The following is a 14,426-nucleotide window of genomic DNA, read 5'->3' on the forward strand; positions in this document are numbered from 1 at the left end:
TTGTCTCCCCCTCTCCTTGTCTCCCCCTCTCCTTGTCTCCCCCTCTCCTTGTCTCCCCCTCTCCTTGTCTCCCCCTCTCCTTGTCTCCCCATCTCCTTGTCTCCCCTCCTCCTACTCCGGAGCTTGTGTCATCTGACATTGGCTACATAAACCAAAAAACTCTAAAGTATGATAAAAAATCTTAAACTTATGAGTGCCTTGCAATTGTTCTTCTAAATCATGGACTGGGCATTGATTAATCCCAATTGAGATACCGCATTGCAAGCAAGTCATGTGATGCTTGTCTTGCTGCGCTAGGCTATAAAGGGCTTCACCATTAGCTAATGTCCGCACTTGCACCATGCCTTCCATTTTTAAAGCTTCCAAAGAGCGGTAAACTGTAGCTAAACCCATGCTTTGGTTGCGTTTACGCAGTTCTACGTAAATATCCTGTGCCGAAATGCCTTGCTTGATGGTTTTCAGAAGGCTCAAGATACGGTCTTGACTGCGGGTGCGTATGGCTCTCATAGAGTATTCTTTAAATTTGCCACTGTAGTTAAAGCTGTTTACTGGCTAATTGATAAATCAACAAGTTACCGCTTTGTGATCTTATTTTCACTCACTTGGAACAGAAAGTTATAGTATAGCGATCGCAGCATTCAGCAAAAGCCTGTGCAAAGGAAATATCTAGCCAAAATTTTTGTGACCCTTCGTCCCTCGGTCTTAGACCCTGCTGGTGTGGCTGTACAATCTAGCCTAAAGCAGTTGGGATACGATAACGTTAACTCTGTGCGGATTGGTAAGTACATCGAAGTTACCATCACCGAACCTGATGAAAGTAAAGCACGTCAACAATTGAATCGCATCTGTGACCAAATGTTAGCAAATCCCGTGATTGAAAATTATCGCTTTGATTTGATTGAGGTCGAATCACAGACAGGAGTATTCTAGGGAATTGGGCAACGGGCATTGGGCAACGGGCAATGGGTACGCTCGAATTAAACAAGTTCAAGATCGCTCATGCGTGAATAAATACGATTCTTTCCATGCCCCATGCCCCATGCCCAATGCCCCATGCCCAATTCCCCAATAAAAAATGACTAAATTCGGCATTTTGGTTTTTCCAGGTTCTAATTGCGATCGCGATGTTGCTTATGTCACACGAGACATTCTCAAGCAACCGACTCGCATGGTTTGGCATCAAGATACGGATATTTCGGATAGTGATGTGATAATTATCCCTGGTGGTTTTAGTTACGGGGATTACCTGCGCTGTGGAGCGATCGCTCGTTTTTCACTTGTGATGCAGCAAGTTGTAGAACATGCAAAAAAAGGTAAATTTGTCATCGGTATTTGCAATGGTTTTCAGGTATTAACTGAAGCCGGACTCTTGCCTGGAGCTTTGGTGAGAAATCGGGATTTGCATTTTATATGCGATCGCTCTCCCCTAAAAGTTGAGCGCACCGATTTACCTTGGACGCAAGCTTATACAAAAGGTGAAATTATCACTTTGCCAATTGCCCACGGTGAAGGAAGATATCATGCTGATGATGTCACTTTGACAGAAATTGAAGATAACAATCAAGTTGTTTTTCGTTACCAAGGTGAGAATCCTAACGGCTCGTTAAATAATATTGCGGGTATTTGCAATACTACAGGAAACGTGCTAGGTATGATGCCTCATCCAGAAAGAGCATCAGATGCAGTGTTGGGTAGTACTGATGGGTTAAAGTTGTTTTCTGGATTGTTAGATAAAATAGGCGCTTTGATGTAACTTCTACGTTAAATTACCGTGGCGAGATGGTGACTATCAAGACTAATACTGAATAGTCACCATAAGCTAGGAATTAACAGGGTGAATATTATTCGAGCAGGAAGCGACGATTTAATTTACGTAGATTATAGCGACTTATTATCAAAAATTTTACATTGTTTGCGTGGTCAAAAAGTCTTTAAAATTTCTGATGATAACAACCATTTACACATCGATATTGATAGCATAGCTGCTCAAGTTGCTACTTTGCAGGTAGACAATCCTTTAGGTGTTTCTGCTAATAGCGCCAAAGCTGCTACAGTTAACTTTAGTCCAGGTTTTAAAGAAAACTTTCCCAATCAAATTCAACAAATAAGAGATTGTCTGAAGCAGATATTAAAATCTGAACTAGGAGATAGTACCTCAATTGAGCAGTTTGTAAGCAACTTAGTTACAGATTTGCAGAATTTTAAAGGTGATAAGCCTAGTTTAGACTTTACCTATCCCTTTCTTCCACATCAAGGGTTACAAAAGCAGCGATTAACTTTCGATGACAGCAATTCAGAGAATAAAGAACTTTTAAAAGTTCACAAATTGTCCATCACTGTGCAGAATACCCGTGACTTTAACAGACAATTACAGCAAGGTTTAAAATATTATATCCACGAGCAATTTAGTAGTGCAAGTGCCGGAGAGAAAGAAGATATTGAGTACATACTTGAAGATTTGGAGAAAGAGACTAACTCTGACTTTTACAAATTGCGAGATATTGTCAATCAGCAAACATTAGGAAAACTAAAAAAACAAGCACAGATAAATTATTTGGAGTTTCTCCACGAGAATATTAATACTAGTACTAGCGCTGCTTATGCTGAAGGTGCTATATATCTCCAAGACTTGATCAGACGACTCAAGCTGATAGAAGAATATATTAATGATACCACCAAAGCTGATGGTGATTACTTAGTTAACTATGCAGGTACTTCAGTTAACTATAGAGATTTGTTTTCTCGTGCTGAAGCATTTGAAATATTGCCAATTATCCCCATCATAGAAGGTTACTTAGGTGAAACCAAAGATGACAACCGGGGAGAAATTCAATTTATCTTTGGTCTGAAGCTGAAACTTGATGGTAAAGTGCAAGCGTATGGTGGTAAAAATGTCTTTGAATATCGTCTGAATTTGCTTAATCCAGATAGCAAGGAACATCAAGCGGGAATCGCAGATGCTAAAAACGAAACATTTGCGAGAAAAGTTTTACAAATAGCATTTTTATACTATTTTTTGTTTGCCAGTCGCAATAACCCAGAAAGCAAGGATTACAAACTGAATGCTGAATTAGAATACGATCCGATTGCTGGATTTGATAAAAATGTAATCCAGATTCTTAAGGGTTCTGACCAAGTTGCAAAACAACAGCTTTTTCGGAAGATTTATAAATATTTTCAGGAATTCAAAGTTCAGAGAAAAATCAATCTTCTCAAGAAGTTGCTGCAAAATCTCCTCAAACGAGAGACTAGCTTTCCGATGCGAGAGTATCCCCTGCATATTTCTGTGAAAAAAAGCATCCTTGAGGACAATAAAAGCAATATCTTCAAAAACAATACATTCTTCAAACCTGTTTTAAGAGGAAACCCTAAAGAAGTTCTCAAATATATATCTATTGCGGAAGCGAAAGCACAGACAAATTCTCTTTGTACTCTTCCAACCAAAATTACAATCAACGACATTCATTTTTTTGCTACCGATGACCGCGAAACCTTCCGAATGGAGTACGATTTAACAGGTATTCGTGCTTTACCTATACTTTTTGTCCCTCTAAAAGATAAAAAATGCCAGGAGATTTTCAATCAATATTTCACGCAGCGTAAGCTGATATTGTTACCTTACAGTTTAGAAAGTAATAAACTAGAATCTCACCAAGCTTTTGTTTATTGCTTTACCTTTTGCTTACTTGCTTATATCAGTCTTCGGGTATTGTTGGATAAGCAGAAGATATTATTTATCCCCATTTTTCGGCTACATCTAAACAACAAGCAAGACGATGCACCAATAGAAAAATTTATCGTGTCCTTGTCTTGTGTATTATCTCATTTACTCAACGAGAAACATCGTTCTAATGCACAGGGAATTGACATTAGAGACTTGCAAAAGTTAGGTAAATTTAAAGTTCCGAATGTTCTGAGTTCATTATATTCAGTCTTGCCGAAAAAATTTACTTTCACCAATGCCTCAAACTCTCCTGAATTGGACAAATTAGCGATTGTGATAGTTTCTAGTCGAGAAAGCGATCGCAGATGGGGTAGTTCTCAAAAAATCTCCAATTTGATGGGAGAAATTATGGGAATTAAACGTCAAGATAATGCTGTCAGAGTGCAGCTACTTAAAACTTTCTCAGACAACTACGATAAGCAACAAATGTTTACATATCCTAGCGTTGTCATTGACGAAGTAGCTAAACTTTACAAAATGGGATTCAAGCATTTTCTGTATATTGCCAAAGCACCTTATTCGAGTACATTGCACATGACTCAAACTGAGGAAAATGACGGATTATTTTTCATGTCAAGAGATGTAATTAAAGCTTTAAAAGCAGAACACAAAGATATTAAGATATATCCGATGTTTTTTGATAAATACTATGCAGTTAAGCTCAAAAAAATCGAGTCAAGTTCATTATATATTCAAGACACCATAGAACTGACAAATTTAGTCAATGACTCCAGCAAGCAATCTGTTGTATTTTTTAACTTATTTAATGGAATTAAAGTTCCTGGTCAAGAAAAAAACTACAACGGTGTTATTTCCTACGCAACCTTATTAAATATTTATAAAGACATTCTTGATGATGAAGACATTAGGAAAGGTTTGATTTTCAACGGTTCATTAAAAAATGAGATCTTGCAATATTTGACCTTATTCCACTTTTATCGATACCAAAAAGCTTCTAAAGACATTTATCTCAAGCTTGATCCTTACGAAAATCTCATCGGAGAAGAGTCTGTCGGTAAACTCTCCCTATTTAATCATATGAAAGGAAAAAGCGAATTTAACTCATTAGCTTTTTTAACTCAAGTAAAGAAAGTATTAAACACAGAGGTTCGCTGAATTATCTTATATTACTCAGCGTTACTCTGCGCTTCCCTCTGCTTTCCTTTGCATTAAAAAAAAATTCTAATGAAATCAAAAATAGCAGAAGATTTAGGACGTTTGTTTGAAGTAGGATTTAATATTGGGATTCTTGCCTATATTGAACAAAACAAAATTAAGCACAAATTTGCAAACTTATATCGTCAGGAATTAGAGCAGCTAAAGTTTCCCAAAATGCGGTTGCGAGTTGTAGATAAAGTTATCAGCACTTTAGAAAGACAAATGGCTGAAACTTGGAGTACATTCTTTTTACAAAAAGGGTTTTTGAGTGGCTTTAATTTCTTTCATGAATACTTGAAATCTACAGATTGGCTTAAATCTCACAACCTAAGAAATATAGAAATATTATATTACCAATGTAGGTTTAGCGGTGATAACAGCATCGGAACCTACGATATCAAGGATGATAGTCAGTGGTTTACAGAAGTATTATCTCAGTTTGAAAATTTAGATAATATCTCTCAGTATATTAAAGGTTATAAAGCAAAAGGTGAGTTTCTGAATGCAGACACTTTAATACTGCTGCGATATCGGAGACAATATCGGGTTATCTGTGTTGATTTATCGGTGTTTTCTATTAATTCCAATGACGATGTGAAAAACCTGGATTATATAGAAATTATCCGACGTTTATTGATGAGGGATATTAGTTATTTACGCTCCAAAAGTGTTTTTTCTAATCTTCGCATCGATACCGAATCTTTAGGGTTAGATTTCTCGGAAGATTTAAAGAGTTATTTTACAGCTTTTAAATATAAAGACAAAGAAAGTACGAAATTAATTCAAGCTGCCGGTTATGCTCATAGCTTCTATAATTTTATCCAGTCAACTGGGATTTTACCTGATGCAGCATCGGTGGTTTTCAACTCTCTAGGATATAGCGATCGCGGAATAAGTGCTATGTCTATCAACCGCGAAAATATAGATGTTTGGAAAACCTGTTATCAGATTTACAAACATGACTCAAGTGGCAAAGAAATTTACGAAGCACGTAAGCAAGTTTTAAATCTAATTAAACGCAACGCATATAATAGTTTTGAACGTGGTAAACAGTTTGTTGATGCTCTTTTAGAAGTTCCTGCTGACGAGATTACTTTTTTACCTCCTCATCAAGAGAAAATTACTGGATTTTTCAACTTTGTTACAGAAGTTCCCCCAAAACTGATGCAAGAGTTAGCTTTAACTGGAGTTATGAACCTGCGACAAGCTCATGCTGAACTGATTAAAAAAGCTTTGGTTTCTCAGAATACTTATATATTTTTAACTGGCAATCCTGGTATTGGTAAAACTACAGCGATCGTCGATTTTCTCAAAAATCATCTAGATGAAGGTTTTCTTTTCTTTTATGTAAGTCCTAGAAAACAAGTTAACTTAGACATTATCGAGAAGTTTAAAAATAAAGAAACGCGAGAATTGTGCGATGATCGGTTGTTAGCTATTAATAGCCACAGCAATCTAATTACAGATAATTTCGGACGGTATACTGTTGAATATACCTGCAATCAGCGTCAAGGTAAATTTGTGCGAAAGTCTGTACACTTTATTCATAGTAGGGAAAATGAGCGAATCGCACGACGTTCAGATAAGCTGAAGAAACCGACTGACGATGTTATTCAAGATAATCAACATAAAAAAAAGGGCGTTTTAAATAGCATTTGCGAGGCTATATCAACGATTGTAGAAGATGAATTGTCAAATAATATAATCGCTACCGCTTCTATCCAAGCTTTAAAAACAACACAAACTGACGACACTTTGAAGCATTTTGAGAAAATCTTTAGAAATGCTTATAACGAAAGAGACAATATAATCTTTACTGAGAGGATGCGAGAGATTTCTGGGAGAATCAAGCACTTATTCATCATGATAGATGAAATAACAGGGGATGATAGCGGAGTTCACTTTTTAGATGGAATTCATAAGATTATATTCAAATATAAATTGAATGATAATCAGTATGGTTTTAATACAAAGGTGATTGTTGCTGATGCTTCTATCGTTGATAAAAACGTTATAATTCAACACCTTTCTGATAAATCACCAGAACCAGACAAAATCTATTTTCGTCGTGCTACAGAAATTGCTCAACCTCTTTCAATTCAAGCATTAGTATTTAAAGATTTCGCAGCAACAGTTATCAATACTAACTCCTACCCGGCAAAAAGTTTATCTATCACATATAAAGTATTGATAGAATCTTGCAAGTTTAGTGATGAAGCACATTTCAAGCAAAAATCTAACTTGGAAGCAAGTTTGCAAAAGGAGATTTTAAAAGACATCGAAGCTTTTTTAAATCAGTCTGATGTTGACCAAATAATAGTTTACATCCAAAATCAGCGCAGATTAGCAGAACTGATTGAAAAAATTAAAGAACATCGGGGACAATTTGAAAAGTGTACCGATTATCTGGAGATACACGCAAATATATCTGAAGAGGAAAAGAAAGAAATACAAAACTTTCAAGAAAACGTCAAAGTAGTTTTTATGACTGCTTCCGGAAGTCGGGGTTTATCCTTCCCCAAAGCTAAACACATCCTAGTAGAAATTCCCAAATTTGAGATTGAGAAAAATCTCATGGAAGTAATTCAAGTAATTTATAGAGGTCGTGGTAATGATAAGATAGATAATGAGGATAAAGAATTAGTTTTCTATTTATCAGAACGTTCAGTTTATTATCAGGATGACCAGCAATTATCTTTACAAGAATATCAGGATAACCAGCAATTATCTTTACAAGAAAGTGTGCTGAGTCTGTTAAATATCTTATTAATTTTGAAAGCCTCTATAATGACCAGAATTTTTGGCTCTGGTTGCATAGGACGCGATAATTTTATCATTATACCTATAGGTGGTAAGTCTATTTTAGCTGCTGGTGAAACATTTTCTGCTCAGATGGTAAATCTTATCAACCAATTGAAGAAAGAACATTATAGAAACAAAAGCGATGTTTTAGTAGAAAAGGTTTATACAAGCTTAGAACAGTTATTAGGACGAGCAGAATTTACTGTTATAAATACAACTAAATCTAATTATCTAGCGTTGCGGGAGTCTTTCAACCGCGATTTTTATCAAATTTGTCACACTCTAGATAAGTTACTGGATTTTGGTAAAATTGAATTGGGCTACATTAGTGGTAGTCTGTTGATAGTGCCTATTGGTAACAACACTTTAGAAGAAATTTATCAAATACGGTTGCTTGATATCGCAAATTCTACTGATGAATTGTGGCTAAATATGCAGCAAATTAGTCACAGGAAATCTTACCCAGAAAGTTTGCGCTCTGCGATTAAGGATGCTATAGAGTTAGTCACAAAGCTGACGGATGGAGTTGAAAAAACACAAAGACTTGAACAATTTAGTCAGCGTTTTGACCAGTATTATGCATTACCATTATATGCATTTATTAGCGGTGAGGCTATGAGTGAATATTTTGCGAATGAACCTAATGAACCTGAAGATCAACGCTTCCGAGATATCCTAGCTGCATATATCCGTGTGCTGTATCCTGTTGGTAATATTTTGCCTATTGGTAACAATTATCAAGATTTTCCTTTTGTTGTTTTTAGAAGTTACAGTCTGGAGGAAATGAGACAAAAAGTTTTTACAGACAAGTATCTTTTGACTTCTAATGAGTTAAATGTACTGAATTTAATTCTTTCTAGAGATAGTGTTTTTACACCCTAGAAGGTTATAGATAGTGGGTGACTGTGGAGGAGTACAATTTAAGCCTATAGATAGGGTTTTCCTCAATTTACTCAGTCTAAGCTGAGGTGTATGAAATCGCGTAAGTTGAGGAATAATTATGCCAGGTGGTAATGCTAGCCATAAAGGTGCTTCTGCTAAAACTAATGTTAACGCTAACGGGTTGACAAATGCTGCTGCTGAAGGATCGCAAGAAACTCAGGGGGTTATCAGCAATGCTGACGATTCTACCAGAACCGACGAAGCAGAGGTAAATCCTGCTGCTGTTGAACGTCCACAGACACTGGATGATGAGAAGTAGGATTTTGGGCGATCGCTTATTTTTTGTTTAAGCGATCGCACGCGAAATTGACTTATAATATTGCCGTTAAATTCAACACAAATCCAGGTAAAACATCTTCACCTGATAAATTTATAGGGTTTTCTAAAATTTCTACATCTTTAGCTGGACGATAAATTTCGACCCGCTTGTTTTTCCTATCAATTAACCAACCCAATTTTGTACCATTGTCAATATATTCTTGCATTTTATCCTGCAATTCTTTGAGAGAATCAGTACGCGATCGCAACTCAATTACAAAGTCAGGAGTTAGGGGAGCAAAGCTTTCTTGTTGTTCAATGGTTAAAGCATTCCACCGCTCAATTTTCACCCAAGAAGCATCGGGGGAACGTTTTGCACCATTAGGTAGGGTGAAACCAGTTGAAGAGTCAAAAACTTCGCCTAAGTTATTCTGAGAATTCCAAATATCTAGTTGAGTGGTTATTTTAACATTACGTCTGCCAGTATCACTACCTGTAGGTGGCATAATTAATAATTCCCCTGATGCTGTGTGTTCAAATCGATAATCGCGGTTGTTTTGACACAGTTGGAAATATTGCTCATCAGTCAAATCGATATTCAATTTTAGTGTAGAAGGTAAGGCAATTTGCAGTGCTTCCATAAACTTACCTAAACATCTGTGGACGGTGAATACTTTCTATTTTAATTCTATATATCAAGGCGATCGCTCTGCCTGCCGTAGGCATCGCTTTACGACGTGATGGAAAACGCACACCACACAACTTGCAACAAAACGTAAGGTGTACTCACAGCAGTGATACAAAGTGATGCGATGGTTGACCAATATCTTCGAGAAGTTATGCCTGATATAAAGGATTTTCTGAATGAACTTATTGGCAAAGACTTCAAAAGCATGATTGTTCGCTTTGAAGAAAATAATGCGAATTTGAGTGTTAACTTTAAAGACTTATCTGACGGTGAGAAATGCTTTTTTCTTTGTGCTGTTGTCTTGGCTGCCAACAAATCATACGGTCCACTTTTTTGCTTCTGGGATGAGCCTGACAACTATCTTTCCTTGTCAGAAGTTGGACTTTTTGTCACATCACTGCGACGCTCATTTAAGAATAGTGGACAAATTTTGATGACTTCGCATGATGAGGAAGCAATCCGAAAGTTTTCACATGAAAATACCTTTGTACTTGATAGAAAAAGCCACTTGGAACCAACTTTAGTCAGATTGCTCAGTGATATGTCTGTTCAAGGTGATCTTGTAGATGCCTTGATTCGTGGCGATATAGAACTATGAGCATAAATAAGGATAGACCGCACATTCTTGTTTTGCCGGAAGACGATGCTAATCGCCAGATTGCGAACGGATTTCTTCTTAATCTAAACCTCAATAGCCACGCTATTCAAGTCCTACCAGTGGCTCGTGGTTGGAAAAACGTTGTGAAGAAATTTACGAATGATTATGCCTCTACAATGCGACAATATCAACACAGAATGATGGCTTTGCTGATTGATTTTGATGACCATGAAGATAGATTGAGTCATGTAAAGGATCAGATTGCAAATGATTTAGAAGATAGAGTATTTGTTCTTGGTGTGTTATCTGAACCAGAGAACTTAAAGAGAGATATTAACAAGAATTTTGAAAAGATCGGAGAAGCTCTTGCGAAAGATTGCTCCGATAGAACGAATGAATTGTGGGGGTACGATCTTCTCAGACATAATGAAACTGAGTTAGATCGTATGATTTCATCTGTCAAACCATTTCTGTTTAATTAAAGTAGATATCAGGCACTTTATAAGTTGCCAGATTCTTAAAGATGGGTCTTGCTCTTCCTTTGCGCTTAACAGTTATTGTTGGAAACCACCGAGTTTTAATATCTCCTCCTATAGAGCAAGTAATTGAAACTACCTTAAAACTTACTTTGCTGCATCCTCCGTGCTTTATTTAACGTTTCTTCATACTCTTTCTCTGGCTGGGAATCAGCTACCATACCGGCGCCAGCTTGCACGCTGACTTTACCATCATGCACTACCATTATTCGGATAGCGATGGTCGAAGACCCGCCTTCGGCGATCGCACTCCACAAACTTTAAAGAGCAAGCGCTATATTAAAGCTAAATATTCCAGCTTTCTACGAGTTGGTTTCTGCAATGGAAAATACAATTAACACGATTGAAGAAAGTTGCGAAAACACCGAAGCGATCGCTCTTGCTCAAGCAATAGAAATCCAAGATAAAATCAATCAACACCTCAAACAATTATCCTTAGAACGCTTGCAAGTTGTCGCTGACTTTGTAGCTTACCTTGCAGATAAGGAGAGTGAGGAAGCAACTCAAGAACTTGAGAAAATTCCTGGCTTTGTCGAATCCTTTGAAAAGGGTAAGAAAGACATTTCTCAAGGTCGCATTACACCTCTTGAGCAACTCAAAAGGAAGTATTAACTTGTATAATATCGACCTGAGCGAAGAGGCAAAGCAGTTTTTTGAGGCAGCATCAGCTAAATTACAACAACGTCTAGATCGTGGCTTTGAGCAGCTACAGCAAAATCCTCGCTTTCACCCAAACATTAAACCTCTCAAGGCAAACTATTCAGGTTACTACCGTTTTCGGGTTGGTGATTATCGGGTTATTTACTCGATTGATGATGAAACTATGCAAGTGTTGGTAGATACCATCGCTCACCGTAGCGAAGTTTACGATTCATAACTTCAACGCAAACAGCGAATCGCTTCTAAAAGTCCCCGCGCTTTATTTAACGTTTCTTCATACTCTTTCTCTGGCTGGGAATCAGCTACCATACCGGCGCCAGCTTGCACGCTGACTTTACCATCATGCACTACCATTGTCCGGATAGCGATCGCACTATTTAATTGCCCTTCAAAATCGTAATATCCATACACACCAGAATATACACCCCGCCGACACGGTTCTAATTCGTGTATAATTTCCATTGCCCTAATTTTCGGCGCACCACTGACTGTACCCGCTGGAAAGCAAGCCTTGAGCAAATCCCAGGCACTTTTACCCGATGCTAGTTTCCCCACAACATTACTGACAATATGCATTACATGAGAGTATTTTTCTACCCCCATTAATTCATCAACTCTCACACTACCACTTTCGCAGACTCGCCCCAAATCATTACGCCCTAAATCTACCAACATCACATGTTCAGCGATTTCCTTGGGGTCTTGCAGCAAATCTGCGGCTAAAAGTGCATCTTCCTGGGTTGTTTTCCCTCGTGGACGGGTTCCGGCAATCGGGCGGACTGTGGCGATTATATCATCTCCATCGCGTTCTGCTTTCACCATCACTTCTGGACTGGAACCGATAATTTGCCAATCTTGGAAGTGAAAGTAAGACATGTAAGGCGAAGGATTAATTTGGCGCAGAGAACGATAAAGTGCAAAGGGGTCGCCAGTGTATTCTGTTGATAATCGTTGGGAAATTACTACTTGAAAAATATCGCCTGCTTTGATATAATCCTTTGCTTTTTCAACTTGGGCGCAAAATTCATCTCGCGTGAAGTTGCTGGTATACTCCCCCGCTCCCCCCACTCCTCTACTATTTGGTGGTGTCCATTCCAAGATAGTATTTAGGGGCGATAGGGGTAAAGATAACTTGTGAACCATCTGAGTGACGCGATCGCACGCTTGTTGATATGCTGCTTGTAAAGACGCGAAATTTCGCGTCTCTACGTTACGTAAATCAGCATAAGCAACTGCCCAAATTTTCCGCTTCACCTGATCGAAAATCAACAGGTGGTCTATCTGCATCCACAATCCATCCGGAATATTACGATCATCTTGGGCATGAATTGGCACGCGCGGCTCAATCCAATTTATTAATTCATAGCCCCAAAATCCAAACAAACCGCCAATTCCCGGCGGTAATTGCGGTAACTTTACTGGCACAAAAGGTTCCAGACATTGACTTAAAGCTGCAAAAGGATCGCCTTCAAAGACAATTTGCGAACCATCACGATGCGTTTGAGTTGTACAATCTCCCCTAGCTGCCAAAGTCCACAACGGATCGCAACCCAGTAAACTATAACGTCCCAGCTTTTCTCCGCCTTCTACCGATTCCAACAAAAAGCTATAAGGCTGACCAGCACATACTTTATACCAAGCAGATACGGGCGTATCCAGGTCTGCGACCCATTCCTGATACACCGGAACAAAATTACCTTGTTTGGCTAGCTCTTGAAATTCGGCAAAATCAGGAAAAATCATAATTTAGGAATAGGGCATGGGGCATGGGGCATGGGGCATAGGGCATAGGGCATAGGGCATAGGGCATAGGGCATAGGGCATAGGGCATAGGGCATAGGGCATAGGGCATGGAAAGACTGCTAGCTATTAGATATAAAACGCGTATCAAAAATCGAGCGTCTTTAATTCCCATTGCCCATTGCCCATTGCCCCAGTCCCTATTCCTTATGCATCGTAAGGAGATTTACCGCTGAACTTGAGTTGAGATGCATTGGGGTTGCTGCCGATGTTGCGGTCTACATAGCCCACTTTCCCACGACCTGGGTTTACCTTTTCAGGGAAGACACCATCAGCCGGGTGCAAATACTGAGTTTCGCCGCTGGGATAAATCCGGTAGATTTTGTAATCTGTGATTTTGAACTTCCGGAGTTGACCGCCTAAAGCGATACCGTACTCTTTACGAGCCAAGTAAAGCAGGTTCTCGCCTTGGTTCATGATAGCAGAGCCGCCTGTAGGCATTTCAAACACTTGCTCTTTGGGGCTAGTCCAGGTGATCGCGTACTTTTCTTCTTCGTATGCCTTTGAAAGCAAACCGCCAGTGCTGCCACCGAATATGGGAGTTTGTCCAGTTAGTGTTTCTGCCATAAAAAAAATTGTCTCTCAACGTTTTTAGGGCATCGTAACACTGCGACCTGGGTCATGTTGCGATCGCGTTATAGACTGTAACAGTTCTTTGTTAATTTTTGGGCAATGGGCAATGGGCAATGGGCAATGGGCATTGGGCAATGGGCAATGGGCAATGGGCAATGGGCAATGGGCATTGGGCAATGGGCAATGGGCATTGGGCAATGGGCAATGAGAATTAAAAAAATTGAATAAAGCAACTGCGTGAATAAATACGATTCTTTCCATGCCCCATGCCCCATGCCCCAATCTTGTAAAGTTTTGCAATACCATAACCAAAAGAACAAAAAGATGGTACAAGACTGGAAGAATGAGATAATTTTCCCTATCATTCTGAATCTCTCAGTTATACTCTCTCAAGTCAACCTTATACCTCACCCTTTTATGTTTGAATATCCTGAACTTCCGACAACTTTTCCCCTTGGTGCCATTTTGTTTGATTTTTTATTTTTATTGGTTGCTATACCCATAGAAGGGTATGTTTTGAATGTTAGGTTAAGATTTGACAAAAAAACTAGCATTTTTTATGCCATCTGTATCAATCTGTTTACTGCTGTGATTGGTTGGATAAGTTTTTTCTTTATCGAGCCAGTTTTACCAGTTAATTTAAAATCACAACTAATCAGTTATGTCTTTTTTAATCAATATAATGTC

The 14,426-nt window shown here is 38.4% G+C and carries 17 protein-coding genes; 11 read left to right on the plus strand and 6 right to left on the minus strand.

The window, feature by feature from the left end; translation table 11 throughout:
* Positions 1-111: 111 nt before the first annotated feature.
* On the minus strand, positions 112-507 hold the full coding sequence (locus TOL9009_RS0130170; RefSeq protein ID WP_029637169.1) for a Fur family transcriptional regulator: 396 nt from the start codon (positions 505-507) through the stop codon (positions 112-114).
* Between the two features lie 144 nt (positions 508-651).
* Here TOL9009_RS0130170 and purS point away from each other — a divergent pair, with 144 nt between their 5' ends.
* From purS to TOL9009_RS0130195, 6 genes are all read left to right on the plus strand, one after another.
* Positions 652-930 (plus strand): phosphoribosylformylglycinamidine synthase subunit PurS, encoded by a 279-nt coding sequence (gene purS, locus TOL9009_RS0130175; protein WP_029637170.1) that lies wholly within the window; start codon positions 652-654, stop codon positions 928-930.
* Between the two features lie 4 nt (positions 931-934).
* Positions 935-1,072: a hypothetical protein gene (locus tag TOL9009_RS47980; RefSeq protein WP_186227725.1), complete on the plus strand. Its 138-nt coding sequence runs from the start codon at positions 935-937 to the stop codon at positions 1,070-1,072.
* Between the two features lie 3 nt (positions 1,073-1,075).
* Positions 1,076-1,753: a phosphoribosylformylglycinamidine synthase subunit PurQ gene (purQ, locus tag TOL9009_RS0130180; RefSeq protein ID WP_029637171.1), complete on the plus strand. Its 678-nt coding sequence runs from the start codon at positions 1,076-1,078 to the stop codon at positions 1,751-1,753.
* A gap of 81 nt (positions 1,754-1,834) precedes the next feature.
* The gene (locus TOL9009_RS0130185; protein WP_029637172.1) at positions 1,835-4,840 is read left to right on the plus strand and encodes a hypothetical protein; all 3,006 of its coding nucleotides are present in this window, start codon (positions 1,835-1,837) and stop codon (positions 4,838-4,840) included.
* Positions 4,841-4,909: 69 nt separating this feature from the next.
* On the plus strand, positions 4,910-8,566 hold the full coding sequence (locus TOL9009_RS0130190; RefSeq protein ID WP_029637173.1) for a helicase-related protein: 3,657 nt from the start codon (positions 4,910-4,912) through the stop codon (positions 8,564-8,566).
* A gap of 118 nt (positions 8,567-8,684) precedes the next feature.
* Positions 8,685-8,885 (plus strand): hypothetical protein, encoded by a 201-nt coding sequence (locus TOL9009_RS0130195; protein ID WP_029637174.1) that lies wholly within the window; start codon positions 8,685-8,687, stop codon positions 8,883-8,885.
* A gap of 52 nt (positions 8,886-8,937) precedes the next feature.
* Here the strand turns inward: TOL9009_RS0130195 and TOL9009_RS0130200 are convergent, their stop codons facing one another.
* Complete coding sequence (locus TOL9009_RS0130200) at positions 8,938-9,525, minus strand: Uma2 family endonuclease (protein ID WP_029637175.1); 588 nt, start codon at positions 9,523-9,525, stop codon at positions 8,938-8,940.
* Between the two features lie 153 nt (positions 9,526-9,678).
* Here TOL9009_RS0130200 and TOL9009_RS41005 point away from each other — a divergent pair, with 153 nt between their 5' ends.
* Together TOL9009_RS41005 and TOL9009_RS0130210 are read left to right on the plus strand one after the other, a co-directional pair.
* On the plus strand, positions 9,679-10,170 hold the full coding sequence (locus TOL9009_RS41005; protein ID WP_084763403.1) for an AAA family ATPase: 492 nt from the start codon (positions 9,679-9,681) through the stop codon (positions 10,168-10,170).
* Positions 10,167-10,652, plus strand: a complete 486-nt coding sequence (locus TOL9009_RS0130210; protein WP_029637176.1) for a hypothetical protein — start codon at positions 10,167-10,169, stop codon at positions 10,650-10,652. The genes TOL9009_RS41005 and TOL9009_RS0130210 overlap by 4 nt, the downstream gene beginning before the upstream one ends.
* Before the next feature lie 134 nt (positions 10,653-10,786).
* On the opposite strand, the gene TOL9009_RS44795 is transcribed toward TOL9009_RS0130210, so the two are convergent.
* Entirely contained in the window at positions 10,787-10,963 is a 177-nt protein-coding gene (locus tag TOL9009_RS44795) for a chorismate-binding protein (RefSeq protein ID WP_084763405.1), read from the minus strand.
* Positions 10,964-11,027: 64 nt separating this feature from the next.
* On the opposite strand from TOL9009_RS44795, the gene TOL9009_RS0130220 reads away from it, so the two are divergent.
* Entirely contained in the window at positions 11,028-11,318 is a 291-nt protein-coding gene (locus TOL9009_RS0130220; protein WP_242055757.1) for a hypothetical protein, read from the plus strand.
* Between the two features lies 1 nt (position 11,319).
* Positions 11,320-11,583, plus strand: a complete 264-nt coding sequence (locus TOL9009_RS0130225; protein WP_038298082.1) for a type II toxin-antitoxin system RelE family toxin — start codon at positions 11,320-11,322, stop codon at positions 11,581-11,583.
* 2 nt (positions 11,584-11,585) lie between these two features.
* Here the strand turns inward: TOL9009_RS0130225 and trpE are convergent, their stop codons facing one another.
* Genes trpE through TOL9009_RS0130235 form a run of 3 tightly spaced genes read right to left on the minus strand, consistent with a single transcriptional unit; the run spans position 11,586 to position 13,733 of the window.
* On the minus strand, positions 11,586-13,109 hold the full coding sequence (trpE, locus tag TOL9009_RS0130230; protein WP_029637179.1) for an anthranilate synthase component I: 1,524 nt from the start codon (positions 13,107-13,109) through the stop codon (positions 11,586-11,588).
* Positions 13,096-13,281: a hypothetical protein gene (locus TOL9009_RS47985; RefSeq protein ID WP_186227726.1), complete on the minus strand. Its 186-nt coding sequence runs from the start codon at positions 13,279-13,281 to the stop codon at positions 13,096-13,098. Before TOL9009_RS47985 ends, trpE begins: the two co-directional genes overlap by 14 nt.
* A gap of 32 nt (positions 13,282-13,313) precedes the next feature.
* Positions 13,314-13,733 carry a photosystem I reaction center subunit II PsaD gene (locus tag TOL9009_RS0130235; RefSeq protein ID WP_029637180.1) on the minus strand — a complete coding sequence of 140 codons (420 nt, stop codon included), beginning with the start codon at positions 13,731-13,733 and terminating at the stop codon, positions 13,314-13,316.
* A gap of 279 nt (positions 13,734-14,012) precedes the next feature.
* Between TOL9009_RS0130235 and fraC the strand changes: the two genes are divergently transcribed.
* The coding region (gene fraC, locus TOL9009_RS41010; RefSeq protein WP_398345026.1) for a filament integrity protein FraC at positions 14,013-14,426 on the plus strand (414 nt) is incomplete at its 3' end.

The organism is [Scytonema hofmanni] UTEX 2349 (genome assembly GCF_000582685.1).
Classification (GTDB): domain Bacteria; phylum Cyanobacteriota; class Cyanobacteriia; order Cyanobacteriales; family Nostocaceae; genus Hassallia; species Hassallia hofmanni.

What these genes read in the sequence shown, in the direction of transcription:
- TOL9009_RS0130195 (WP_029637174.1), top strand. Translation starts at nt 8,685, where the DNA reads ATGCCAGGTGGTAATGCTAGCCATAAAGGTGCTTCTGCTAAAACTAAT.
- TOL9009_RS0130210 (WP_029637176.1), top strand. Translation starts at nt 10,167, where the DNA reads ATGAGCATAAATAAGGATAGACCGCACATTCTTGTTTTGCCGGAAGAC.
- TOL9009_RS0130200 (WP_029637175.1), bottom strand. Translation starts at nt 9,525, where the DNA reads ATGGAAGCACTGCAAATTGCCTTACCTTCTACACTAAAATTGAATATC.
- trpE (WP_029637179.1), bottom strand. Translation starts at nt 13,109, where the DNA reads ATGATTTTTCCTGATTTTGCCGAATTTCAAGAGCTAGCCAAACAAGGT.
- TOL9009_RS0130220 (WP_242055757.1), top strand. Translation starts at nt 11,028, where the DNA reads ATGGAAAATACAATTAACACGATTGAAGAAAGTTGCGAAAACACCGAA.
- TOL9009_RS47985 (WP_186227726.1), bottom strand. Translation starts at nt 13,281, where the DNA reads ATGGGAATTAAAGACGCTCGATTTTTGATACGCGTTTTATATCTAATA.
- TOL9009_RS0130235 (WP_029637180.1), bottom strand. Translation starts at nt 13,733, where the DNA reads ATGGCAGAAACACTAACTGGACAAACTCCCATATTCGGTGGCAGCACT.
- TOL9009_RS0130170 (WP_029637169.1), bottom strand. Translation starts at nt 507, where the DNA reads ATGAGAGCCATACGCACCCGCAGTCAAGACCGTATCTTGAGCCTTCTG.
- purQ (WP_029637171.1), top strand. Translation starts at nt 1,076, where the DNA reads ATGACTAAATTCGGCATTTTGGTTTTTCCAGGTTCTAATTGCGATCGC.
- TOL9009_RS0130190 (WP_029637173.1), top strand. Translation starts at nt 4,910, where the DNA reads ATGAAATCAAAAATAGCAGAAGATTTAGGACGTTTGTTTGAAGTAGGA.